Origin of the sequence: Streptomyces flavalbus (assembly GCF_042674625.1) — a bacterium.
GTDB classification, from domain to species: Bacteria; Actinomycetota; Actinomycetes; order Streptomycetales; family Streptomycetaceae; genus Streptomyces; species Streptomyces flavalbus.
The window spans coordinates 4,492,300-4,515,284 of record NZ_JBHTEB010000001.1; the positions used below are offsets into that span (position 1 = coordinate 4,492,300).

At 71.7% G+C, this 22,985-nt stretch carries 18 protein-coding genes and 2 pseudogenes; 15 read left to right on the top strand and 5 right to left on the bottom strand.

What is annotated here, in order from left to right; translation table 11 throughout:
- Window positions 1-23 precede the first annotated feature (23 nt).
- A complete protein-coding gene (locus ACFQZ6_RS20255) occupies window positions 24-695 on the top strand; it encodes a response regulator (protein WP_381611156.1) in 672 nt (223 codons plus the stop codon).
- Between the two features lie 45 nt (window positions 696-740).
- Window positions 741-1,373, top strand: coding sequence for an AAA family ATPase (locus ACFQZ6_RS20260; protein WP_381611158.1), 633 nt, complete (start codon window positions 741-743; stop codon window positions 1,371-1,373).
- A gap of 71 nt (window positions 1,374-1,444) precedes the next feature.
- On the opposite strand, the gene ACFQZ6_RS20265 is transcribed toward ACFQZ6_RS20260, so the two are convergent.
- The gene (locus tag ACFQZ6_RS20265; protein WP_381611160.1) at window positions 1,445-2,701 is read right to left on the bottom strand and encodes a threonine aldolase family protein; all 1,257 of its coding nucleotides are present in this window, start codon (window positions 2,699-2,701) and stop codon (window positions 1,445-1,447) included.
- Window positions 2,702-2,884: 183 nt separating this feature from the next.
- Between ACFQZ6_RS20265 and ACFQZ6_RS20270 the strand changes: the two genes are divergently transcribed.
- The 10 genes and pseudogenes from ACFQZ6_RS20270 to ACFQZ6_RS20315 all read left to right on the top strand — a co-directional run bounded on the left by ACFQZ6_RS20270 (window position 2,885) and on the right by ACFQZ6_RS20315 (window position 11,344).
- On the top strand, window positions 2,885-3,805 hold the full coding sequence (locus ACFQZ6_RS20270) for a Rossmann-like and DUF2520 domain-containing protein (RefSeq protein ID WP_381611162.1): 921 nt from the start codon (window positions 2,885-2,887) through the stop codon (window positions 3,803-3,805).
- Window positions 3,802-4,794: a pantoate--beta-alanine ligase gene (gene panC, locus ACFQZ6_RS20275; RefSeq protein ID WP_381611164.1), complete on the top strand. Its 993-nt coding sequence runs from the start codon at window positions 3,802-3,804 to the stop codon at window positions 4,792-4,794. Before ACFQZ6_RS20270 ends, panC begins: the two co-directional genes overlap by 4 nt.
- Window positions 4,791-6,511, top strand: a pseudogene (locus ACFQZ6_RS20280) (L-aspartate oxidase). Before panC ends, ACFQZ6_RS20280 begins: the two are co-directional and overlap by 4 nt.
- Window positions 6,512-6,516: 5 nt before the next feature.
- A complete protein-coding gene (gene nadC, locus ACFQZ6_RS20285) occupies window positions 6,517-7,488 on the top strand; it encodes a carboxylating nicotinate-nucleotide diphosphorylase (protein WP_381618480.1) in 972 nt (323 codons plus the stop codon).
- 4 nt (window positions 7,489-7,492) lie between these two features.
- Window positions 7,493-8,290, top strand: coding sequence for a type III pantothenate kinase (locus tag ACFQZ6_RS20290; RefSeq protein WP_210926525.1), 798 nt, complete (start codon window positions 7,493-7,495; stop codon window positions 8,288-8,290).
- Between the two features lie 462 nt (window positions 8,291-8,752).
- Window positions 8,753-9,358 carry a hypothetical protein gene (locus ACFQZ6_RS20295; RefSeq protein WP_381611166.1) on the top strand — a complete coding sequence of 202 codons (606 nt, stop codon included), beginning with the start codon at window positions 8,753-8,755 and terminating at the stop codon, window positions 9,356-9,358.
- Between the two features lie 19 nt (window positions 9,359-9,377).
- Window positions 9,378-9,563 carry a hypothetical protein gene (locus tag ACFQZ6_RS20300; protein ID WP_381611168.1) on the top strand — a complete coding sequence of 62 codons (186 nt, stop codon included), beginning with the start codon at window positions 9,378-9,380 and terminating at the stop codon, window positions 9,561-9,563.
- A gap of 201 nt (window positions 9,564-9,764) precedes the next feature.
- Window positions 9,765-10,199, top strand: a complete 435-nt coding sequence (locus ACFQZ6_RS20305) for a BlaI/MecI/CopY family transcriptional regulator (protein WP_381618482.1) — start codon at window positions 9,765-9,767, stop codon at window positions 10,197-10,199.
- A 10-nt stretch (window positions 10,200-10,209) separates the two neighbouring features.
- Entirely contained in the window at window positions 10,210-10,743 is a 534-nt protein-coding gene (locus ACFQZ6_RS20310; RefSeq protein WP_381611170.1) for an amino-acid N-acetyltransferase, read from the top strand.
- 265 nt (window positions 10,744-11,008) lie between these two features.
- The gene (locus ACFQZ6_RS20315; protein ID WP_360223917.1) at window positions 11,009-11,344 is read left to right on the top strand and encodes a histone-like nucleoid-structuring protein Lsr2; all 336 of its coding nucleotides are present in this window, start codon (window positions 11,009-11,011) and stop codon (window positions 11,342-11,344) included.
- Here ACFQZ6_RS20315 and ACFQZ6_RS20320 read toward each other — a convergent pair.
- Window positions 11,323-11,967 (bottom strand): SCO3374 family protein, encoded by a 645-nt coding sequence (locus tag ACFQZ6_RS20320; RefSeq protein WP_381611172.1) that lies wholly within the window; start codon window positions 11,965-11,967, stop codon window positions 11,323-11,325. The genes ACFQZ6_RS20315 and ACFQZ6_RS20320 overlap by 22 nt on opposite strands.
- 430 nt (window positions 11,968-12,397) lie before the next feature.
- On the opposite strand from ACFQZ6_RS20320, the gene ACFQZ6_RS20325 reads away from it, so the two are divergent.
- Window positions 12,398-14,923 (top strand): ATP-dependent Clp protease ATP-binding subunit, encoded by a 2,526-nt coding sequence (locus ACFQZ6_RS20325; protein WP_360223915.1) that lies wholly within the window; start codon window positions 12,398-12,400, stop codon window positions 14,921-14,923.
- A gap of 73 nt (window positions 14,924-14,996) precedes the next feature.
- Here ACFQZ6_RS20325 and ACFQZ6_RS20330 read toward each other — a convergent pair whose 3' ends face one another.
- Complete coding sequence (locus tag ACFQZ6_RS20330) at window positions 14,997-18,011, bottom strand: NACHT domain-containing protein (protein WP_381611175.1); 3,015 nt, start codon at window positions 18,009-18,011, stop codon at window positions 14,997-14,999.
- Window positions 18,012-18,328: 317 nt separating this feature from the next.
- Here ACFQZ6_RS20330 and ACFQZ6_RS20335 point away from each other — a divergent pair, with 317 nt between their 5' ends.
- Window positions 18,329-19,069 (top strand): M23 family metallopeptidase, encoded by a 741-nt coding sequence (locus ACFQZ6_RS20335; RefSeq protein ID WP_381611177.1) that lies wholly within the window; start codon window positions 18,329-18,331, stop codon window positions 19,067-19,069.
- A 39-nt stretch (window positions 19,070-19,108) separates the two neighbouring features.
- Here ACFQZ6_RS20335 and ACFQZ6_RS20340 read toward each other — a convergent pair whose 3' ends face one another.
- On the bottom strand, window positions 19,109-19,753 hold the full coding sequence (locus ACFQZ6_RS20340; protein ID WP_381611179.1) for a TetR/AcrR family transcriptional regulator: 645 nt from the start codon (window positions 19,751-19,753) through the stop codon (window positions 19,109-19,111).
- 149 nt (window positions 19,754-19,902) lie between these two features.
- On the opposite strand from ACFQZ6_RS20340, the pseudogene ACFQZ6_RS20345 reads away from it, so the two are divergent.
- A pseudogene (locus tag ACFQZ6_RS20345) lies at window positions 19,903-21,503 on the top strand (MDR family MFS transporter).
- A gap of 70 nt (window positions 21,504-21,573) precedes the next feature.
- Here ACFQZ6_RS20345 and cseC read toward each other — a convergent pair.
- Window positions 21,574-22,971 (bottom strand): two-component system sensor histidine kinase CseC, encoded by a 1,398-nt coding sequence (gene cseC / locus ACFQZ6_RS20350; RefSeq protein WP_381611181.1) that lies wholly within the window; start codon window positions 22,969-22,971, stop codon window positions 21,574-21,576.
- Between the last annotated feature and the right edge of the window lie 14 nt (window positions 22,972-22,985).

Below are 22,985 nucleotides of genomic sequence, written 5' to 3' on the forward strand. Positions count from 1 at the left end.
GCCGACCAGGAAGAAGAAGCCCGATGACGATCCGCGTGATGCTCGTCGACGACCAGGTGCTGCTGCGCACCGGGTTCCGGATGGTGCTCGCCGCGCAGCCGGACATGGACGTCGTGGCGGAGGCGGGCGACGGCGTGGAGGCCCTCCAGGTGCTGCGCGCCACCTCCGTCGACGTGGTGCTGATGGACGTCCGGATGCCCAAGCTCGACGGCGTCGAGGCCACCCGCCGCATCTGCGCGGACCCCAGTGCGCCGAAGGTGCTGATCCTGACCACCTTCGACCTCGACGAGTACGCCTTCTCCGCGCTGAAGGCGGGCGCCTCCGGCTTCATGCTCAAGGACGTGCCGCCCGGCGAACTCCTCGCCGCGATCCGCTCCGTGCACAGCGGTGACGCCGTCGTCGCCCCGTCGACGACCCGGCGCCTGCTCGACCGGTTCGCGCCGATGCTGCCCAGCCCCGGCGGCCAGCCCCAGCACGCGGCGCTGGAGCGGCTCACCGAGCGGGAACGCGAGGTCATGGTGCTGGTCGCGCAGGGCCTGTCCAACGGCGAGATCGCGGCCCGGCTGGTGCTGTCGGAGGCGACCGTGAAGACCCACGTGGGCCGCATCCTCACCAAGCTGGGGCTCCGCGACCGGGTCCAGGTCGTCGTCCTCGCGTATGAGACGGGACTCGTCCGCGCGGGCGGGCACGGCTGACGGGACTCTCCCGCGCGGGCACGCCGCCGTCGGTAGGCTCCGCCCATGCTCCTGTGGATCAACGGCCCCTACGGGGGCGGCAAGACACAGACCGCACACGAGATACGCCGTCGGCTGCCCGGCAGCGTCATCTGCGACCCCGAGCACGCCGGGTTCGGCCTCAACCGCATGGTGCCGCCCGAGCTGCGCGGCGACTTCCAGGACCTGGCGGCCTGGCGGCAGGGGGTCGTGGAGGTCCTCGACCTCGTGCTGGGCAAGCACGACGGCGTGGTGATCGCGCCGATGACGGTCACCGACCCGGACTACTTCGCGGAGACCGTCGGACGCCTCGGCGACCTCGGCCACGACGTGCGCCACTTCACCCTGCTCGCGCGGCGCGAGACCGTCCTCAGACGGCTCAGGGAACGCGGCGTCGGCCACCTCCTCCAGCGCGTCACCGGCCGCAAGCCTGGCGCACGCGCCGAGACCTGGGCGGTACGGCGACTCGACCACTGCCTGGAGCGGCTGCGCGAGCCGGAGTTCGCCGAGCACCTGTGGACCGACGACACGACCGTGCCGAAGACGGCCGACCGCATCGCCGTCCTGGCCGGTCTCACCCTGAAGCCGAACAACGAGGGCGCGCTGCGGACCCGGCTGCGGCAGGCGGCCGTAGGGGTCCGCCACATCCGCTTCGACTGAGGAACAGAGGAACAGCCGAACGGCCCCGCCTACACGCCCCCGCCTACACGCCCCCGCCTACACGCCCCCGCCTACACCCCCCCGTCGTCCCCTTCCGCCGCCACCTCCCGCAGCCGCGCCGCGAACTCCGCCACCGCCGCCCGCACGTCGTCCGCCGTCCACTCCAGGCCCGCGGCCCGCACGTGCACCTCGGTGTAGGCGATGCCCTGCCCCTTCGGGTCCCACGGCCCGGCGAAGAGGAGCACACCGGTGTCCTCGGCGGCCCGCACCGCGGCCTCGGCGACCACGTCGGGGTCGTACGGCAGCCAGACCTGGAAGTCGTGGGTGGCGGGCACCTCGGGCGCCACGCGCGCCCACGGCAGCTCGGCCGCCGCGAACCCCTCGCGCAGCGCGGCGGCCACCACGCGCGCGTGCCGTACGTACTCCGGCAGCCGGGGCAGCTCCCGCTCCAGGCCGACCAGCGCCGACAGCGCGGCGGGGAACTGCTGGAACAACTGGCCGCCGTACCGGTGCCGCCAGACCTTCGCCTCCGCGACGAGCGCCGCCGGTCCGGCCAGCGCGGCCCCGGAGAAGCCGTTGAGGGACTTGTAGAACGAGACGTACACGCTGTCCGCGAGGCCCGCTATCTCGTCCAGCGGGCGGCCGAAGTGGACGGTGGTCTCCCACAGCCGCGCGCCGTCGAAGTGCACCACCGCGTCCCGCTCCCGGGCCGCCGCCACGACCTCCGTGAGCTCCTCCCAGGTCGGCAGCAGATAGCCCGGCGCGACCAGCGGCAGCTCCAGCATCAGCGCCCCGAAGGGCTCCGGGAAGTCCCGTACCTCGGCGGCGGTCGGCAGCCGTGGCTCACTGGTGAGCTGGAGCGGACGCAACCCGCTGACCTCGCTGAACGCGTTCCGCTCGTGCACCACCGGGTGGGACAGGCCGTGCAGCGCGACGGCCGGGTCGCCGGTGCGGCCCGCCCAGCAGCGCAGGGCCACCTGCTGGGCCATCGTGCCGGTCGGGAAGAACGCGGCGGCCTCGGTGCCGAGCACCTGAGCGACCCTGCGCTCCAGGTCCTCCACCACGCCGCCGCCGTAGAGGTCGACGGGCTGGTCCAGGTCGTACACCCCGTCGGCGGCGTCCAGTACGGCCAGCCGGTCCCGGAGGGTCTCGTGGACGCCGAGACGCGCGAGCGTGCGCTTGGCGGCGCGCTGGGCCGCCTTGCGCCGCCGGTAGCGCTGCTCCCGCCGCTCCTCCAGCGTCGGAGGCGCCTCCTCCGTAGGAGCCGCCTCCGTAGGAGCGCCCTCCACCGGAGCCGTCCCAGCCGTGCCCTCGCGCGTGTCAGCCATGTCAGCCATGGTCCGGAATCATGCCGGGCGGCACCCCGCGCGGGCACCCGCATTTCACGGGATCCTGGCGCCGCGGAAACCCACAGCCTGTGGACAACCGAACGCCGCTCGAACCAATCGCGTTAACATGACGAGAAATCGTCCGGTACCCAGAGCGGACTGGAACGGGAAGGCCGCCGTCGCGTGAGTACAGTCCAGCAACCAGACCCCAAGGACCGCCCCGCGCGGCTCACCGTCGGCGTCGTCGGCGCCGGTCGCGTGGGCCCCGCACTCGCCGCGTCACTCCAGCTCGCCGGGCACCGGCCGGTCGCCGTCTCCGCGGTGTCCGACGCCTCCAGGAAGCGGGCCGCGCAACTGCTGCCCGACGTCCCCGTGCTCACCCCGGCCGAGGTGCTGGAGCGCTCCGAGCTGGTCCTGCTCACCGTCCCCGACGACGCCCTGCCGGACCTCGTGGAGGGCCTCGCCGCCACCGGGGCGGTACGGCAGGGCCAGCTCCTCGTGCACACCTCCGGCCGGTACGGCGCGAGAGTGCTCGACCCCGCCCTGCGCGTCGGCGCGCTGCCGCTCGCCCTCCACCCGGCGATGACCTTCACCGGCACGCCCGTCGACGTGCAGCGGCTCGCCGGGTGCTCGTTCGGCGTCACCGCACCCGACGAACTGCGGCTCGCCGCCGAGGCGCTCGTCATCGAGATGGGCGGCGAACCCGAGTGGATCGCCGAGGAGAGCCGCCCGCTGTACCACGCGGCCCTCGCGCTCGGCGCCAACCACCTGGTCACACTGGTCGCCCAGGCCATGGAACTGCTGCGCGCGGCGGGCGTCGGGGCTCCCGACCGGATGCTCGGCCCGCTGCTCGGCGCCGCCCTCGACAACGCCCTGCGCTCCGGCGACGCCGCCCTCACCGGCCCGGTCGCGCGGGGCGACGCGGGCACCGTCGCCGCGCACGTCGCAGAGCTGCGTACGCACGCCCCGGGGGCCGTCGCCGGGTACCTGGCGATGGCCCGCGCCACCGCCGACCGCGCCCTCGCGCACGGCCTGCTCAAGCCGGAACTCGCCGAGGACCTCCTCGGGGTACTCGCCCACGGCACCGAAGGGGACGCCGGATGACCACCGCCCTGCTGCACACCGCCGAGGAGCTGCGGGCACGCGCGCGTGGCGGACGCCGCGCCGTCGTGATGACCATGGGCGCCCTGCACGAGGGCCACGCCACCCTGATCCGCACCGCCCGCGAGATCGCCGGACCGGACGGCGAGGTCGTCGTCACCGTCTTCGTGAACCCCCTCCAGTTCGGCGCGGGCGAGGACCTCGACCGCTACCCGCGCACCCTGGAGGCCGACGTCAAGCTCGCCGAGCAGGCGGGCGCCGACGTGGTCTTCGCGCCGTCCGTCGACGAGGTCTACCCCGGCGGCGAACCCCAGGTGCGGATCAGCGCGGGCCCGATGGGCGAACGCCTGGAGGGCGCCTCACGCCCCGGCCACTTCGACGGGATGCTCACCGTCGTCGCCAAGCTGCTCCACCTCACCCGCCCCGACCTCGCCCTGTACGGCCAGAAGGACGCCCAGCAGCTCGCGCTGATCCGCCGCATGGTGCGGGACCTGAACTTCGGCGTGGAGATCGTCGCCGTCCCCACGGTCCGGGAGGAGGACGGCCTGGCGCTGTCCAGCAGAAACCGCTATCTGTCGCCGCAGGAACGCCGTACCGCCCTCGCCCTGTCGCGAGCCCTGTTCGCGGGCCAGGACCGGCACGCGGCCCTGGAGGCGCTGCGCGCGCGGGCCCGCGAAGTGCCCTCCACGCGCGCGCGTGCCGAGGCGCTCAGCGCGATAGGGGAGTCCCGCGCCGCGGCCGACGCGCACGCCGTCGCCAAGGCCGTGCCCGGCGGCCCGGCCGCGGTCCGCGCGGCGGCCCGCCTCGTCCTCGACGACGCCGCCCGCCTCGACCCGCCGCTCGCCCTGGACTACCTGGCCCTGGTCGACCCGTCCGACTTCACCGAGATCGGCGACGACTTCACCGGCGACGCCGTCCTCGCCGTCGCCGCCCGGGTCGGCACGACCCGGCTGATCGACAACATCCCCCTCACCTTCGGAGCCGCCTTGTGACCAGCACAGGGATACGACTGCACGCCCCCGCCCCGGGCTGGTCCATCAGCGCTGACGTCGTGGTCGTCGGCTCCGGCGTCGCGGGCCTGACCGCCGCGCTGCGCTGCGAGGCGGCCGGGCTGCGGACGGTCGTCGTCACCAAGGCCGCCTCGACGACGGCTCCACCCGCTGGGCGCAGGGCGGCATCGCCGCGGCCCTCGGCGAGGGCGACACCCCCGAACAGCACCTCGACGACACCCTGGTCGCGGGCGCGGGCCTGTGCGACGTGGAGGCGGTCCGCATCCTCGTCACCGAGGGCCCCGGCGCCGTACGCCGCCTGATGGAGACCGGCGCGCACTTCGACGAGTCCGCCGAGGGCGCCCTCGAACTCACCCGCGAGGGCGGCCACCACCGGCGCCGCATCGCCCACGCGGGCGGTGACGCCACCGGCGCGGAGATCTCCCGCGCCCTCGTGGAGGCGGTACGCGCGCGTGCCCTGCGCACCATCGAGAACGCGCTCGTCCTGGACCTGCTCACCGACGCCGACGGCCGCACCGCGGGCGTGACCCTGCACGTCATGGGCGAGGGCCAGCACGACGGCGTGGGCGCCGTGCACGCCCCCGCCGTGGTCCTGGCGACCGGCGGCATGGGCCAGGTCTTCTCCGCGACCACCAACCCGTCCGTCTCCACGGGCGACGGCGTGGCCCTGGCGCTGCGCGCCGGGGCGGAGGTCAGCGACCTGGAGTTCGTCCAGTTCCACCCCACCGTGCTCTTCCTCGGCGCCGACGCCGAGGGCCAGCAGCCCCTCGTCTCCGAGGCGGTCCGCGGCGAGGGCGCCCACCTGGTCGACGCCGACGGCGTGCGCTTCATGGTCGGCCAGCACGAACTGGCCGAGCTGGCCCCGCGCGACATCGTCGCCAAGGGCATCACGCGCCGGATGCAGGAGCAGGACGCCGAGCACATGTACCTCGACGCGCGGCACTTCGGCGCCGACATGTGGGAGCACCGCTTCCCCACGATCCTCGCCGCCTGCCGCGCCCACGGCATCGACCCGGTCACCGAGCCCATCCCGATCGCCCCGGCCGCCCACTACGCCTCCGGCGGCGTCCGCACCGACTCCCACGGCCGGACGACCGTCCCCGGCCTGTACGCGTGTGGAGAGGTCGCCTGCACGGGCGTCCACGGCGCCAACCGCCTCGCCTCCAACAGCCTCCTGGAGGGCCTGGTCTACGCCGAGCGCATCGCCCACGACATCGCCGTGGCCCACCGCCAGCAGGCCCTGCACGCGCGCGTGCCCCAGCCCGTGCCCCAGCCGCGGCACCCGGCCCACCCGCTCCTCGCCCCCGAGGCCCGCTTCACCATCCAGCGGATCATGACGCAGGGCGCGGGCGTCCTGCGCTCCGCCGCCTCCCTCGCGCGCGCGTCCGAGCAGCTACAGCACCTGCACGCCGAGGCCAAGGACGCCCTCGCCGAGAACGGCAAGACGGCCGAGCCCGGCGTCGACACCTGGGAGAGCACCAACCTGCTGTGCGTGGCCCGCGTCCTGGTGGCCGCCGCCGAGCGGCGCGCGGAGACCCGCGGCTGCCACTGGCGGGAGGACCACGCCGACCGCGACGACGACACCTGGCGCCGCCACATCGTCGTACGGCTGAATCCGGACCGCTCGCTGGCCGTGCACACCACCGACACCGCAGACTTCCCCCCTACCCTCCCGCACCACCGGCCCCAGGAGCAGTGACAGCAGTGACCACCCCCGACCTTCCCCTCGCCCAGAGCGGCGGCTGCGGCGACGGCTGCGCCTGCGGCGCCGACGAGTCCTACCCGGAGACCGGCCTCGACCCCTCCCTCGCCCAGCTCCTGGCCGAGGCCGGGCTCGACCCCGTGGAGGTCGAGGACATCGCCAACGTGGCCATCCAGGAGGACCTGGCGGGCGGCGTGGACGTCACGACGGTCGCGACCATCCCCGACGAGGCGGTGGCGACCGCCGACTTCGTCGCGCGCGAGGCGGGCGTGGTGGCGGGCCTGAGGGTCGCCGAGGCGGTGATCTCCATCGTCTGCACGGACGAGTTCGAGGTGGAACGCCACATCGACGACGGCGACCGCGTGACCGAGGGCCAGAAGCTCCTCTCCGTCACCACCCGCACCCGCGACCTGCTGACCGCCGAGCGCAGCGCGCTCAACATCCTGTGCCGCCTCTCCGGCATCGCGACCGCCACGCGCGCGTGGGCGGACGCCCTGGAGGGCACCAAGGCCAAGGTCCGCGACACCCGCAAGACGACGCCGGGCCTGCGCTCCCTGGAGAAGTTCGCGGTCCGCTGCGGCGGCGGCGTCAACCACCGCATGTCCCTCTCGGACGCGGCCCTGGTCAAGGACAACCACGTGGTCGCCGCGGGCGGCGTCGCCCAGGCGTTCAAGGCGGTACGGGAGGCCTTCCCGGACGTCCCCATCGAGGTGGAGGTCGACACCCTGCACCAGCTCCGCGAGGTGGTGGACGCGGGCGCCGACCTGATCCTGCTGGACAACTTCACGCCCGGCGAGTGCGAGGAGGCGGTGACGCTGGTCCACGGCCGGGCCGCCCTCGAAGCCTCCGGCCGCCTCACCCTGGCCAACGCCAGGGCGTACGCCGAGACCGGCGTCGACTACCTCGCCGTGGGCGCCCTCACCCACTCCTCGCCGATCCTGGACATCGGCCTGGACCTGCGGGCCGCGGAGTAGGGCCATGCTGCTGACGATCGACGTAGGCAACACCCAGACCGTCCTGGGCCTGTTCGACGGCGAGGACATCGTCGAGCACTGGCGCATCTCCACGGACGCCCGCCGCACCGCCGACGAACTGGCCGTCCTCCTCCAGGGCTTGATGGGAATGCACCCGCTCCTCGGCGACGAGCTGGGCGACGGCATCGACGGCATCGCCATCTGCGCGACCGTCCCCTCGGTCCTGCACGAACTCCGCGAGGTCACCCGCCGCTACTACGGCGACGTGCCCGCGGTCCTCGTCGAACCGGGCGTCAAGACGGGCGTGCCCATCCTCACCGACAACCCCAAGGAGGTCGGCGCGGACCGCATCATCAACGCGGTCGCCGCGGTCGACCTCTACGGCGGTCCCGCGATCGTCGTCGACTTCGGTACGGCGACCACGTTCGACGCGGTGAGCGCGCGCGGGGAGTACATCGGCGGGGTCATCGCCCCCGGCATCGAGATCTCCGTCGACGCGCTCGGCGTCAAGGGCGCGCAGCTCCGCAAGATCGAGGTGGCCCGCCCGCGCAGCGTGATCGGCAAGAACACGGTCGAGGCGATGCAGGCGGGCATCGTGTACGGCTTCGCCGGGCAGGTGGACGGGGTCGTCTCCCGGATGGCCCGTGAACTGGCCGACGACCCTGACGACGTGACGGTGATCGCGACGGGGGGCTTGGCGCCGATGGTGCTGGGCGAGTCCTCGGTGATCGATGAACACGAGCCGTGGCTGACGCTGATCGGCCTCCGCCTGGTCTACGAACGCAACGTGTCCCGCATGTGACCCGGGGCACCCGGCGTGAGCGCGGAGGTGCGCGGCCCGGCGTTGGTGGGGGTGCCGCGGATGCCCGTACCGCGGGGTGGGTCGCGCGGCCCGGCGCGACGGGGTGCCGCCGCGCCCACCCGTGCCGCCCCAGCGGCACGACTGCCCGCAGTTACGGCAGGTGGCAGCCCCACCGCCAAGCCGCTGCTGGGTGGGCTCCCGCTCCAGGGGCACGACTGCCCGCAGTTAGGGCGCTAGCTGGCGACGGGCCGCAGTCGCCGTACGACGGAAGGGGACGTGTCGGGGGGTGTCCGCCCGCAGTGGTTCGCGCGCAAGGCCCCGTCCACCCCACGATGTACAGTCCGCGCGGTTCCGAGGACGGACACCCCCCGGCGCGGCCCCGACCCCCCACCCGGTGGAGGCGAGCCGCGCCACAACCAGGCATTGCGGCGAGTTTGTCTGATTAGCGCGTATTGTCGGCATATGCCTACGCCCTACGGATCCCGCGGCGGCATGGCGTTCGGTGTGGAGGAGCTGCGTGTGCTCCGCCGTGCTCTCGCCCTCGCCCTCCACCCAGGTCGCGCCTCGGCCGAGGACGTCCAGGACTGCCTGAGTCTCGCCGAGTCCCTAGACGAGGCGACCCGCGAGGGCACCCGGCTGCGGGCCTTCCTCGTGGCCGACCTGGCCCGCTACCGCGCCGCCCTCCCCGGCACCGCGGTCGGCTACCTCGCCCTCCTGGAAGAGGTCCTCCACGCGGGTTACCACCCCACCCCCGACGACCTCGCCGCCCTACGCGCCCTGCGCGGCAACCCCAGAGCCGCCGCCCTCCTCGCCCGCACCCACCGCCCCGCGACCGTCCCCGCCTGCCGCACCCCCCTCCTCGCCCTCCCCGGCGGTCGCGCCGCCGACACCCCCGCCGAGAAACCGGCACCCGCACCCGCACCCCCCAAGCCCGCCCAACCGGCGAAGAAGCCCGCGGAGAAACCAGCCCCCGGCCGCCGCCCCGTCCCCACCCCGGGCGAGGTCTTCCCCCGCCGCAAACCGCCCCAGCGCCCCGCGAGCCCCCCACAGCAACTGGCCGCGGGCTGACCTGGCTACCCTGGGAGCCATGGACTACGTCTCCGCGCTCGTGCCCCCGGTCGTCATGGCCGTGCTCTTCATCGCCGTGATCCGGGTGATCGTGAAGACCCAGGGCGGCACGAACAAGGCCAAGGAGGACGCGGCGGTCGACGCGGCCCTCAAGCGCGCCGAGACCGCCCACCAGACCTCGCAGCCCCCGGCCACCGGGTCCTGACACCCCCTGCACACCCCCGCACACCCCCCGGCGCCCCACCGCGGCGCCACTCCAGCCCCACCCCGGCGTACGGCGAACCAGCCGTACGCCCTTTTTGTCGCCCTTTGCCCCACAAAGCGCCCGTCCCGCACGCGATTACCCAGATCCCCCACTATTGTGCTGAGGGTGCCTCGCCCATTGGGAGAACTCGAAGACGCGGTCATGACGCGGGTCTGGAAGTGGAACCGCCCCGTGACCGTTCGAGAAGTCCTCGAAGATCTCCAACAGGAACGCTCGATCGCCTACACGACGGTGATGACCGTTTTGGACAATCTCCATCAGAAGGGCTGGGTGCGCCGCGAAGCCGAAGGCCGGGCCTATCGATATGAGGCGGTCTCCACCCGCGCCGCCTACGCCGCCGCGCTGATGAACGACGCGTGGTCGCAGAGCGACAACCCCGCAGCCGCCCTCGTCGCCTTCTTCGGCATGATGAGCGACGAACAGCGCCAGGCGCTCAGCGACGCCATCCGCATCGTCCAGGGCCCGGAAACCCCCGCCCCGGAAACCCGCCCCCCCGAAACGCCCCCAGAGAACCCGCCGCCAGAGAACCCGGCCCCAGAGAACCCCGGCTCCGCACCGGAGACCCCCGGGCGATAGCGTCCCGCTCATGTCCGCAGAGAGCCCTGAAGCCACCGCAAAAGCCATCACCGTCCGGCGGGCCCGGACCAGCGATGTCCCGGTCGTACGCCGACTGCTTGACGCCTACGTCCGCGGCGGCATCCTCCTCGACAAAGCGACGGTGACGCTTTACGAGGACATCCAGGAGTTCTGGGTCGCGGAACGGGACGACAACGCCGAGGTCGTCGGCTGCGGCGCACTCCACGTCATGTGGGAAGACCTCGCGGAAGTCCGTACTCTCGCGGTGAAGCCCGGCCTCAAGGGCGCGGGCGTCGGACACCAGTTGCTGGAGAAGTTGCTCCAGACCGCCCGCTGGCTCGGCGTTCGCCGGGTTTTCTGTCTCACCTTCGAAGTGGACTTCTTCGGTCGGCACGGCTTCGTCGAGATCGGTGAGACCCCCGTCGACACCGATGTCTACGCAGAGTTGCTGCGTTCTTACGACGAGGGCGTCGCGGAGTTCCTCGGGCTCGAACGAGTGAAACCGAACACCTTGGGCAACAGCCGGATGCTTCTGCATCTGTGACCTACCGAAGCCTTGTGACGGCGTAGCGATCACCGCCGGGTATTCGGTCGCGCACCCCTGCCCAGGTTCCCTATGTCCGAAACGCGCACGTTTCCGGACCGGGGTGGGCAGTGGGTGGGCAGTGGGTCTCTCCCGGGGGTTTGTGTTTTTCCCGCAAAAGCGGTTTGCTTTCCGACGTAGTGCAGTACTGCATATAACAGGGGGACGGCGAAACGGCGGACGCCGCGGCTCCCAGGCCCTCACGTTATCGATGAAAGGAAATCCGGTGGCACAGAAGGTTCAGGTCCTTCTTGTCGACGACCTCGACGGCGGCGAGGCGGACGAGACCGTAACGTTCGCACTGGACGGCAAGTCATACGAGATCGATCTCACGACTGCGAATGCGGACAAGCTGCGCAGCCTTCTCGACCCCTATGTGAAGGGCGGTCGTCGCACCGGAGGCCGCGCCTCGGGCGGACGTGGAAAGGCGCGCGCCGCTTCCGGCGGCAGCCAGGACACCGCTGCGATCCGTGCGTGGGCGAAGGAGAACGGTTACGACGTCAACGACCGTGGCCGTGTTCCGGCGACCATTCGCGAGGCTTACGAGAAGGCCAACGCCTGAGCACGGGCGCGCCTCAACCGGACCCGGTGGCACGCTGCTGCCACCGTGTCCACCAGCCGTACGAGATCCGGGGCTCGCCCCGCACCTCCGGCACCCCCCACCGCCGACAAGGTCGGCAGCGAGGCCTCGACCTCGCACCCGGGCGAAGGGGGCCGCAGCCACACGGCGGCCCCCTGCGGAAGACCGCCCCGCGCGTCGCCCTCCCCCCGCTCCGGTGCCCCCGGCGCTTCCATCACCGCCCCGGCACCCGCACCCGCGGCCTCATCAGCACCCCCACCCGCCCCCACCACGGTGAGATCCAGCTCCGGCAGCAGCGCCCCCCACTCCAGCCACTCCAGCAGCCCGGGCAGCTCCTCGGCGCTCCCCGGCGCCACCAGCAGCCGCATCCGGTCGCCCTGCACGGCCACCGGAGAGGACGGCGCGAGATGGCGCAGGGCGGCGCGGCCCGCCTCCGCGGGGACGTCCAGGACGTCGAAACGCGGCCCCACGACGAGTCCCAGGGGCGGCCCGGGCACTGTGGGCCACCCCAGATCGTTCTCGTAATACAGCCGGAGCCGTCGGCCGGGATCGCCCGGGTCGAGCGGAGGGCGGGGAAGTGGGACCGTGGGAGGGGCGCCAACCATGACAAGAGCAACAGCCGGAAGCACACCCGGGTTACGCTGGGTGCCGCCACGAACGCGCAGAGTGTCGAAACGGGGGGCGTGCGGGGGTGCGGGGAGGCGCAAGGTTGTTCGCCCGTAGCGGAGGGACGGGGTGCGCGCGGCATGGACTGTCCGTCCTCCCGGGTAAGACATCCCTAGTGGGAGGGGGCGACACGCAGGACAGGACGTCTCACGTTCGCCATCGGCGTACTGGCGAAGGGGGTAACTGCCTGGCCTGCGGGAACATCGTCTCGCACCATCGGGTTGGAGCAGATGTCGGCGTCACGGGTCAGGAGGCCATCGACGGTGTCGGCAGTTGGAATGAGCGGTCCCCGCTTGCGGGACTAAGCTGCGGAAGGACAGGGAGGGGAAGTTCCCCCCACTGCCTGACCGCTCTGAGGAGCGATTAACGATGTTCGAGAGGTTCACCGACCGCGCGCGGCGGGTTGTCGTCCTGGCTCAGGAAGAAGCCCGGATGCTCAACCACAACTACATCGGCACCGAGCACATCCTCCTGGGCTTGATCCACGAGGGTGAAGGTGTCGCCGCCAAGGCCCTTGAGAGCCTCGGGATTTCGCTCGAGGCGGTCCGCCAGCAGGTGGAGGAGATCATCGGCCAGGGCCAGCAGGCCCCGTCCGGGCACATCCCCTTCACCCCCCGTGCCAAGAAGGTCCTGGAGCTGTCGCTCCGCGAGGCCCTTCAACTGGGCCACAACTACATCGGCACGGAGCACATCCTGCTCGGCCTGATCCGTGAGGGCGAGGGCGTCGCCGCCCAGGTCCTGGTCAAGCTGGGCGCAGATCTGAACCGCGTGCGGCAGCAGGTCATCCAGCTGCTCTCCGGTTACCAGGGCAAGGAGACCGCCACCGCTGGCGGCCCTGCGGAGGGCACCCCCTCGACGTCCCTGGTCCTCGACCAGTTCGGCCGGAACCTCACCCAGGCCGCTCGTGAGTCCAAGCTCGACCCGGTCATCGGGCGCGAGAAGGAGATCGAGCGGGTCATGCAGGTGCTGTCCCGCCGTACCAAGAACAACCCGGTGCTGATCGGTGAGCCCGGCGTCGGCAAGACCGCCGTCGTGGAGGGCCTCGCCCAGGCCATCGTCAAGGGCGAGGTGCCCGAGACGCTGAAGGACAAGCACCTCTACACGCTCGACCTCGGTGCCCTGGTCGCGGGCTCCCGCTACCGCGGTGACTTCGAGGAGCGCCTGAAGAAGGTGCTCAAGGAGATCCGCACCCGCGGCGACATCATCCTGTTCATCGACGAGCTGCACACGCTGGTCGGTGCGGGTGCCGCCGAGGGCGCCATCGACGCGGCGAGCATCCTCAAGCCGATGCTGGCCCGCGGTGAGCTGCAGACCATCGGCGCCACCACGCTGGACGAGTACCGCAAGCATCTGGAGAAGGACGCGGCCCTGGAGCGCCGCTTCCAGCCCATCCAGGTCGCGGAGCCGTCCCTGCCGCACACCATCGAGATCCTCAAGGGCCTGCGCGACCGGTACGAGGCGCACCACCGCGTCTCGATCACCGACGAGGCCCTCGTCCAGGCCGCCACCCTGGCCGACCGGTACATCTCGGACCGCTTCCTGCCGGACAAGGCGATCGACCTGATCGACGAGGCCGGTTCCCGGATGCGCATCCGCCGGATGACCGCGCCGCCGGACCTGCGCGAGTTCGACGAGAAGATCGCCGGTGTCCGCCGTGACAAGGAGTCCGCGATCGACTCGCAGGACTTCGAGAAGGCCGCCTCGCTGCGCGACAAGGAGAAGCAGCTCCTGGCCGCGAAGGCGAAGCGGGAGAAGGAGTGGAAGGCCGGTGACATGGATGTCGTGGCCGAGGTCGACGGCGACCTGATCGCCGAGGTCCTCGCCACCGCCACCGGCATCCCGGTCTTCAAGCTCACGGAGGAGGAGTCCAGCCGTCTGCTCCGCATGGAGGACGAGCTGCACAAGCGGGTCATCGGCCAGAACGACGCCGTCAAGGCGCTGTCGAAGGCGATCCGCCGTACCCGTGCGGGTCTGAAGGACCCGAAGCGTCCCGGTGGCTCGTTCATCTTCGCCGGTCCGTCCGGTGTCGGTAAGACCGAGCTGTCCAAGGCGCTCGCGGAGTTCCTCTTCGGCGACGAGGACGCGCTGATCTCCCTCGACATGTCGGAGTTCAGCGAGAAGCACACGGTCTCGCGGCTCTTCGGCTCGCCCCCCGGCTACGTCGGGTACGAGGAGGGTGGCCAGCTCACCGAGAAGGTGCGCCGCAAGCCGTTCTCCGTCGTCCTCTTCGACGAGGTCGAGAAGGCCCACCCGGACATCTTCAACTCGCTGCTGCAGATCCTGGAGGACGGTCGGCTGACCGACTCCCAGGGCCGGGTCGTGGACTTCAAGAACACGGTCATCATCATGACGACCAACCTCGGCACCCGGGACATCTCCAAGGGCTTCAACCTCGGCTTCGCCGCCGCGGGTGACACGAAGACCAACTACGAGCGCATGAAGAACAAGGTCTCGGACGAGCTGAAGCAGCACTTCCGGCCCGAGTTCCTCAACCGCGTCGACGACGTGGTCGTCTTCCCGCAGCTCTCGCAGGAGGACATCCTGCGGATCGTCGACCTGATGATCGGCAAGGTCGACGAGCGCCTGAAGGACCGGGACATGGGCATCGAGCTGTCCCAGTCCGCCAAGGAGCTGCTGTCCAAGAAGGGCTACGACCCCGTGCTGGGCGCCCGGCCGCTGCGCCGGACCATCCAGCGCGAGATCGAGGACTCGCTGTCGGAGAAGATCCTCTTCGGCGAGCTGCGCCCCGGTCACATCGTGGTCGTCGACACGGAGGGCGAGGGCGAGGCCAAGACCTTCACCTTCCGCGGCGAGGAGAAGTCCGCCCTGCCGGACGTTCCCCCGATCGAGCAGGCGGCTGGTGGCGCGGGTCCTAACCTGAGCAAGGACGCGTAGCCGCTGCGCTCGGCCTGAGCAGTGCAGAAGGGGCTGCCCCGGAACCCGGCTGGGTTCCGGGGCAGCCCCTTGCTTACAGCACCTCTCCGACGTTCATGACGGTCGGCGGTACCGGCAGGGCGGACAGGACGTCACTCGGCACGTTGGTGGTGCCCGGGTTCAGGACGAGGTCCAGCTCACGCAGGTTCGGGAACACCTCAGGGAGCGCCGACAGCCCCTGGTCCTTGTCGACGTTGTTGAGACGGAGGCGGGTGATGTGGGGCATCAGGCCGTCCCAGTCGAAGGACTTCCAGTCGAGCTGCAACTGCTCCAAGGTCGGATGGCTGGCGATCTCCTCGTAGTCCTCGGGGGACAGCGGGGGGAGGGCGGCGAGGCTGAGCCGCCTCAGTGAACCGAACCGGCGCAGCCCGCTCAGCCCGGTCTCCACAAGCGCCTTCTTGGCGAAGCGCAGATACCGCAGCGGCAGCTCGTGGGGCAGGGCTTCGTCGAGGGAGGCGGCCTTCAGCCGGATACCCAGGTCGAGCGCGTCCAGGGTCCGTGCCCTGGCGAGCGGGGCCAGCGCGTCCGGCCGTTCCAGGCCGGGCAGCGCATCGAGGGAGAGCCAGGTGAGCCGGTGCAACTCGGCGAGGCAGCGCAGATCCCTCAGGCGGCCGTTGCCGCGGATCATCAGTCTGGTCACCGTCTCTGACGGCAGCCCGTCCGGGTCCACCTCACCGACGAGCTGGAGGGAGGAGCGCCCGCCCGCTTCCCGAAGAACGCGCAGGTGGTCCTCGGAGTGCACGGCGAAGAAGAGATCGTCCTCAGGCAGCCGGGTGACGACCTCCTCCCCGTACCACCGCGCCGGGAACCGGTACCACGTCCACGCCAACTGCGCCCGCACCTCCACCGCCCGATGCGACCGGAACCGTGCCAACACCGGCACCGCCGCCTCCGTCCCGATCAGCGAGGCCGTCACCACCACCGCCCGGGCCTCCGCGTCCGTCAGCCCCTCAGGACCCGGCAGCAGCTCCAGCACCAGGGGGCCCACCTCCGCCAGTGCGCGGGCCTCCTCCGTGGTCCGGGGTGGGATCAGGGCCGCCGCTCCCCGCTCGACCTCCGCCCGGACCGTCGGGTCCAGTTCCGTCGCGTGTTCCAGCGAGGCCAGTGCGAGCAGCCGTATCCGGGTGCTCGCGGGGCCCTCCGCCCGGTCCGCGGCCCGCGTCAGGTCACGCAGCAGGTCGGCCCGCTCCCGTGGCCGGGCGTGGGCCATGGCCATGCGGATGACGTCGGCCCACTGCTCGTCCGACGCGCCCCGGACCAGCAGCCCGAAGTCGCCGTCCTCCACGGCGGCCTTGGCGCCCAGGTAGTCCTGGAAGGTGCGGTGGACGAACTCGACCGTGCCGACGGCGGGTTCGCGGAGCAGCCCGCTGCGGACCAGGAGGTGGCGGAGGATCGTACCGGCGTCTCCCTGCGCCGCCGCCGAGGGGAGGGACGGGAGCACCTCGGCGATGATCCGCTCGGCGCGTTCGCGGTCCATCTCGGACTGGTTGTTGCGGATCAGCCAGTACGCGAGCCGCTGGAGGAGCTGGATCTGCGGCAGTTCGCTGAGCCGGACGTCGTCCTGGCCGGTCATGTCCCGCTCCTCGTCGCGCCGCGCGAGCAGCATCGACAGGGCGGCGTCGTACAACTCCTGCCTGCCGTGCGGGAGGTAGCCGCGCCGGTCGCGGTGCAGGGCGCAGACCAGCCCGCACATCAGCGGGTTGGTGGCGAGTCGGCCGAGGTCGGGCTTGGTGCGGACGGCGTCGAGGAGTGAGCGTTCGTAGTCGTCGAGGCGGTCGGGGTCGGGCGCGTCGGCACGGGCGGCCGTGTGCCAGCGGGCGATGAACGCGGCGATGTCGTCCTGGCTCATCGGGGCGAGGGCGAGTTCCGTGAAGCCGTCGGCGGCGAGCCAGTCCTCGCGGACGGCGGAGGGGCGGGAGGTCACCAGCCAGCGGTTGCCGGGGTAGACGTCCAGCAGTTCGCGCAGCCAGCGCCGGGTGCGTTCGCGCTCGCGCTCCGGGATCTCGTCGATGCCGTCCACGAGGAGCAGCCCGCGGCGGGCCGTGAGGACGCGGTCCGCCCAGCCCTCCGGCTGGCTGGCGTGGAACGGGACGCGGACGGCGGCCAGGAAGGCGTCGGGGGAGGGCAGCCCGCCGGGGTGGCGGACGAGGGTGCGCAGCGGCAGGACGAACGGGATCACGTCCCCGCGCTCACCGCGGGCCGCCGTCACCGCGAGCCACTGCACGAGCGTCGTCTTGCCGGACCCGGCGACGCCGCGCAGCAGCACCCGGTCGTGGTCGGCGAGGGCCTGTTCGGCGGGGAGGGCGGTGGCGGCGTGCTGCCCGGCGACGGCGTCCTCGGCGGGACCGAGGGCCTGGAGGCTGAGGTAGGCGGCGTCCAGGGGCCAGCGGTCGGGGGAGTGGTGCAGGTCGATGCCGTAGATGGTGAGGTGACCGTGCCGGGTGGGGACGTACGCCTGGTAGCGCTGTTCGAAGGCGGTGTCGGTGCCGCCGGTGGCCGGGGTACGGGCGATCAGCGCGTCGACCTTGGCGATCAGCTCGCGCTGCCGCCGGGTCTGCTCGACGAGGGTGCGGGGGACGAAGGTGGACCGCTGGGTGAAGAAGTGCAGGATGTGCAGGCAGGCGGTGTCCAGGAGGTTCTCGTAGAAGAGGGAGGCGTCCAGGGAGAGGATCGCGGCGTGCTCGGGGCACATGGCGCGCAGGCGCCGGGCCAGTGCCTCGTGGCCGAGTTCCACGGCCTGTACGTCGGTCATGGTGAGGTCGCCGAGGGCGTGCAGGCTGCGGGCCAGCGCGACCTGTACGGCCGTCTCCTCGTCGGGTGCGACGGGGCGCTCCCCGTCCCGCAGCGCCCGCCGCACCAGCTCGGCGGCGAGCTTGTGCAGGTCGTCGATGGTCAGCGTGCGCTTCTCGCCCCTGAACGACACGAGGCCGGAGATCCGGACGGGCTGGTCCACGAGCCCGGCGCCCGGCCCCTCCGCGACGAACAGCTTCCTGATGAGCGGGCCTACTACCCCCGAGGCCACCTTCACGCCGATCACTGACGGTTCCATCCGCCCTCCCCCTGAGGCCGTCCGAAGTGCAGGTCAGCAGCGTAGTGCGGGTCACATTCCGGGGGTGGTCGCCGGGGGTCGGCGGTGACATGCCGCACAGGCGATTTGTCCGTTACTAGGCGGAATAGTGGCTAACTTGCGCCGTTCGTTCCCAACGCCGCACCTGTCAACAAGTGGGAAGTTTCCTCATCAATTACTAGCTTCCGTCGTAGATCACACGTTTGGGAGATTCGTACCTCGGGGGTTACCAAGGATGAGCCATCCGGCGGACGTCCGATTCGCCGGGTGCTTCTCTGTCCCCCACCCCTGAGGTTGAGATGATCCAGCGCGTCACGTCCCGTTCCGCCCGTACGTCCTCGCTCCGCACCCGCGCCGCCGTCCTGGCCGCCGGTATGGGAGCCACGGTCGTGCTGGGGACCGGGGTCGCGGCCGCCGCCGAAGCGAGCGCGGCCACCTCCGCCACCAGCGCGGCGAGCGCCGTGCAGGCCCAGGCCGCCGCCCAGGCGAAGGCCGCCAAGGCGCAGGCCGCGGCGGCTGCCAAGGCCAAGGCCGCCAAGGCCGCCCAGGTCAAGGCCGCGCAGGCCAAGGCCGCCGCCGCCAAGAAGGCCGCGGCGAAGAAGGCCCCGGCCAAGAAGGCCGCGTCCTGGGTGAACCCGGTGAGCCACTACAAGCTGTCCGCCAGCTTCGCCCAGGCGGGCGGCATGTGGCAGTCCACCCACAGCGGTCAGGACTACGCGGTGCCCTCCGGCACCCGGGTCGTCGCCGCCCACGGCGGTACGGTCGTCAAGGCCGGTGGCAACGGCGCCGGTGACGGTCCCGCGTACGGCAACGCCATCGTGATCAAGCACGGCAACGGCACGTACTCGCAGTACGCCCACCTGTCGAAGATCAACGTGAAGGTCGGCCAGGTCGTCAAGACCGGCCAGCGCATCGCCCTGTCCGGCAACACCGGCAACTCCAGCGGTCCGCACCTGCACTTCGAGATCCGTACGACCGCCAACTACGGCACCGCCATCGACCCGGTGCGCTTCCTGCACGGCAAGGGTGTCAGCCTCTGACGCCGTCCCGCTGACGCGCCCCACCCGGGCGCCCCGCGCTCAGGCGCCGGACTCCTTCGAGCCCCCGTGCGCCTGGGTCACCAGATCGACCGCGACCTCAAGGACCGCATCGCGCGCGTCCTTGGGGTCGACGTCCATCTCCCGCAGGACGAACATCCCGGCGTGCAGCGTGAACAGGGCGCTGACGCAGCGGACCTGGTCCACCAGATCGGCGTCCGGGTCGACGATGATGTCCCGCATACCGAGCATCCGGCTCTTGAACATCTGGCCGATGCGCAGGTCCCGTACCGTCGCCTGGTTCTCCTGCATGAAGCGGAACAGCGGGGACGCGGCGCTGAGCGCGTCGCTGTAGCGGTGGATGATCTCCCGCTTGGTCTCCACGGTGTGCGGCTGCTGACGGCCCCACTCGATCAGGTCCTCGATCGGCCGCGTCAGGTCCTCGAAGAGGCTGACGATGATCTCTTCCTTGGTCTTGAAGTGGTAGTAGAGCGCCGCCTTGGTGACGTCGAGGCGCTCGGCGATCTCGCGCAGCGAGGTCTTCTCGTAGCCCTGCTCGGCGAAGAGTTCCAGGGCGACGTCCTGGATGCGCTGGCGGGTGTTCCCGCGGCGTCGCTGCCTGGTCTCGCCCGCGCTGGCCGTGCCGCTGGCGCCGCTCGTGCCGCCCGTGCCGTCCGTGGCATCCATGCTGTCGCTCCTCGTCGCCCGCCCCCGATCGTACTTTCCCCAGAACTTACTTGACGACCGGCTAGTTCCGCTCCTACCTTACCTAGCGGAGTTTACTAGCCGGACGGCAAGTAAGTAAGCAATCTCGTGGGTAGCTGGGGGCGGAAGCCATGACCGACGCACGGCCAGCGGTCGAAGAGGCCGCGGAGACCGGGAAACAGCCGAAGAGCATACGGGTGGTCCTGCTCGCGCTGATGATCGCGATGATGCTCGCGATGCTCGACAACATGATCATCGGCACCGCGATGCCGACGATCGTCGGGGAACTCGGCGGCCTGGAGCACCTGTCGTGGGTGGTCACGGCGTACACGCTGGCCACCGCCGCGTCCACGCCCATCTGGGGCAAGATCGGTGACATGTACGGGCGCAAGGGCTCGTTCATGACGTCCATCGTGCTCTTCCTGATCGGTTCCGCGCTCAGCGGCATGGCCCAGGACATGGGCCAGCTCATCGGCTTCCGCGCGGTGCAGGGCCTCGGCGCGGGCGGTCTGATGGTCGGCGTGATGGCCATCATCGGCGATCTGATCCCGCCCCGCGAGCGCGGCAAGTACCAGGGCATGATGGCCGCCGTGATGGCGCTCGCGATGATCGGCGGGCCGCTCGTCGGCGGCACCATCACCGACAACTGGGGCTGGCGCTGGGCCTTCTACATCAACCTGCCGCTCGGCGCCGTCGCGCTCGTCGCCATCAGTGTCGTCCTGCACCTGCCGAAGAAGCTCGCGCGGACCCGTATCGACTACGTCGGCGCCGCGCTGCTGACCGTCGGCATCACCTCGATCGTGCTCGTCACCACCTGGGGCGGCACCGAGTACGCCTGGACGTCCGCGCGGATCATGGAGCTGACCGCCATCGGGGTCGTCGCCCTGGTCGGCTTCGTTCTGTGGGAGCAGCGGGCCGCCGAGCCGATCATGCCGCTGCACATCTTCCGCAGCCGCAACTTCACGCTGATGGCCGTCATCGGCTTCATCACCGGCTTCGTGATGTTCGGCGCGGTGCTCTTCCTGCCGCTGTACCAGCAGTCGGTGCAGGGCGCGTCCGCGACCAACTCCGGAATCCTGCTGCTGCCGATGCTGGGCGCGATGCTGGTCACCTCGATGGTCGCCGGGCGGGTCACCACCAGCACCGGGCGCTACAAGGTCTTCCCGCTGGTGGGCGGCGCCCTGCTGGTCACCGGGCTGTGGCTGCTGTCCCTCATGGACACCGGGACCTCGCGGCTGACCTCCGGCCTCTACATGGCCGTACTCGGTCTCGGCATGGGCTGTCTGATGCAGATCACCATGCTGGTCGCGCAGAACAGCGTGGAGATGAAGGACATGGGCGTCGCCTCCTCCTCGACCACGCTCTTCCGCACCCTCGGCTCCTCCTTCGGTGTCGCGATCATGGGCGCGCTGTTCAACCACCGCGTCCAGGACGTCATGGCCGAGCGGGCGGCCGGTGCGGGGGGCTCCCAGGTCGGCCAGGTGACCGAGCAGTCCGCCCAGCTCGACGCGGCCAGCCTGGCCAAGCTGCCCGCGGTGGCCCGGGAGGCGTACCAGCACGCGGTCTCCTCGGGCACCCACGGCGCCTTCCTGCTGGGCGCGTGCGTGGCCGTGGTGGCGCTGGTCGCGGCGGTCTTCGTGAAGGAGGTCCCGCTGAAGGGCGCGGCCCGCAGAGGACGGACGACGACGACACGGCTCCGGCGGCTCCGGCGGCGGTGGCGGAGCCGGTCTGACCGACGCCGTAGGGGCAACCAGGGGGCGGGCGCCTGACAAGGCGGCCCGCCCCCTGGTCCCCCTGGTCCCTTACCTCGGCCCCTCTCCCAGCGGCAGCATCGGATAGCTCCCCGTGTTCGTCGGCGCGTGTTCCGGGAGCCACAGGACCGCGACCGCGCCCTCGGGGTTGCCGCGCGGCGCACCCGGGGGCCGTACGTTGCGGAAGGTCAGCCGGGCGCCGAGCACCCGCGCCTGACCCGCGGCGATGGTCAGGCCCAGGCCGTGACCGCGTCCGGCGCGGTCCCTGCTGCCGGTGCGGAACCGGCTCGGGCCCTCCGCGAGCAGGTCCTCCGGGAACCCCGGGCCGTGGTCGCGGACCCGGATCACCCGCCCCTCCACGGTCACCTCGATCGGCGGTCGGCCGTGCCGGGCGGCGTTGGCGAGCAGGTTGAACAGCACCCGCTCCAGCCGCCGCGGGTCCGTGGTGACCTCCGACTCATGGACGACGACCACCCCGGCCCCGGGGTCCTTCGCCGCCACCCGCCGGGCGACGAACTCGCCCAGCAGGATGTCCTGCAGCTCCGCCCGCTCCGACGCCCCGTCGAGCCGGGCGACCTCCAGGACGTCCTCGACCAGCGTGCGCATCGCCTTCGCCCGGTCGAGCACCAGCTCCGTCGGCCGCCCCGGCGGCAGCAGCTCGGCCGCGGTGAGCAGGCCCGTCACCGGCGTGCGCAGCTCGTGCGCGATGTCGGCGGTGACCCGGCGCTCCGCCTCCAGCCGCTGCTGGAGCGCGTCCGCCATCGCGTCGACGGCCCGCGCGAGGTCGTCCGTCTCGTCCCGGACCACCCCGCCGATCGCCTCCCGCACCCGCACGTCCGTCTCACCCTTGGCGACCCGGTTCGCGGCGGCCGCCGCCTTCCGCAGCCGACGCGACAACTGCGCGCCGATCAGCACCCCGAGGGCGCTGCCGCCGAGGACGACCGCGATGGACCCGATCACCAGCGCCTGGTCGAGGTCGTTGAGGATGTCCGTACTGCGGTCAGGGAACCCCGTGTGCAGCGACATCACGTGCCCGTCCTTGAGCGGCACCGCCGCCCAGATGTCCGGTACGTCCCCGCCGTCCCCGACGTACGTCGCCCGGCGGCCCTGCTCGACCTTGCTGCGCAGCTCCGCGGGCAGCTCCGGGTCGTCGATCTTGACGCTGGGGAAGTTCGGGCGGCTGGACAGCTCGTAGTTGCGCTGCGCTATCCGCAGCCGCGCGTCCGCGAGGTCACGGGAGTTGTCCAGCATCGACACCCGCGCGGCGTTGTGCACGACGAGACTGAGCGCGACCGCCACCAGCGCGCCGACCAGCGCGATCGCCGTACTGAGCTTCCAGCGCAGCCCCGTGCGGATGCCCGTGCGCGCCACCAGCGCGGGCACCAGGCGCCGTATCCGCCCGCCACCGTCCGCACGGCGCTCGGGTGCGTCGTCGTTCTTCCCCCGCATGTCCCGGACCTCCG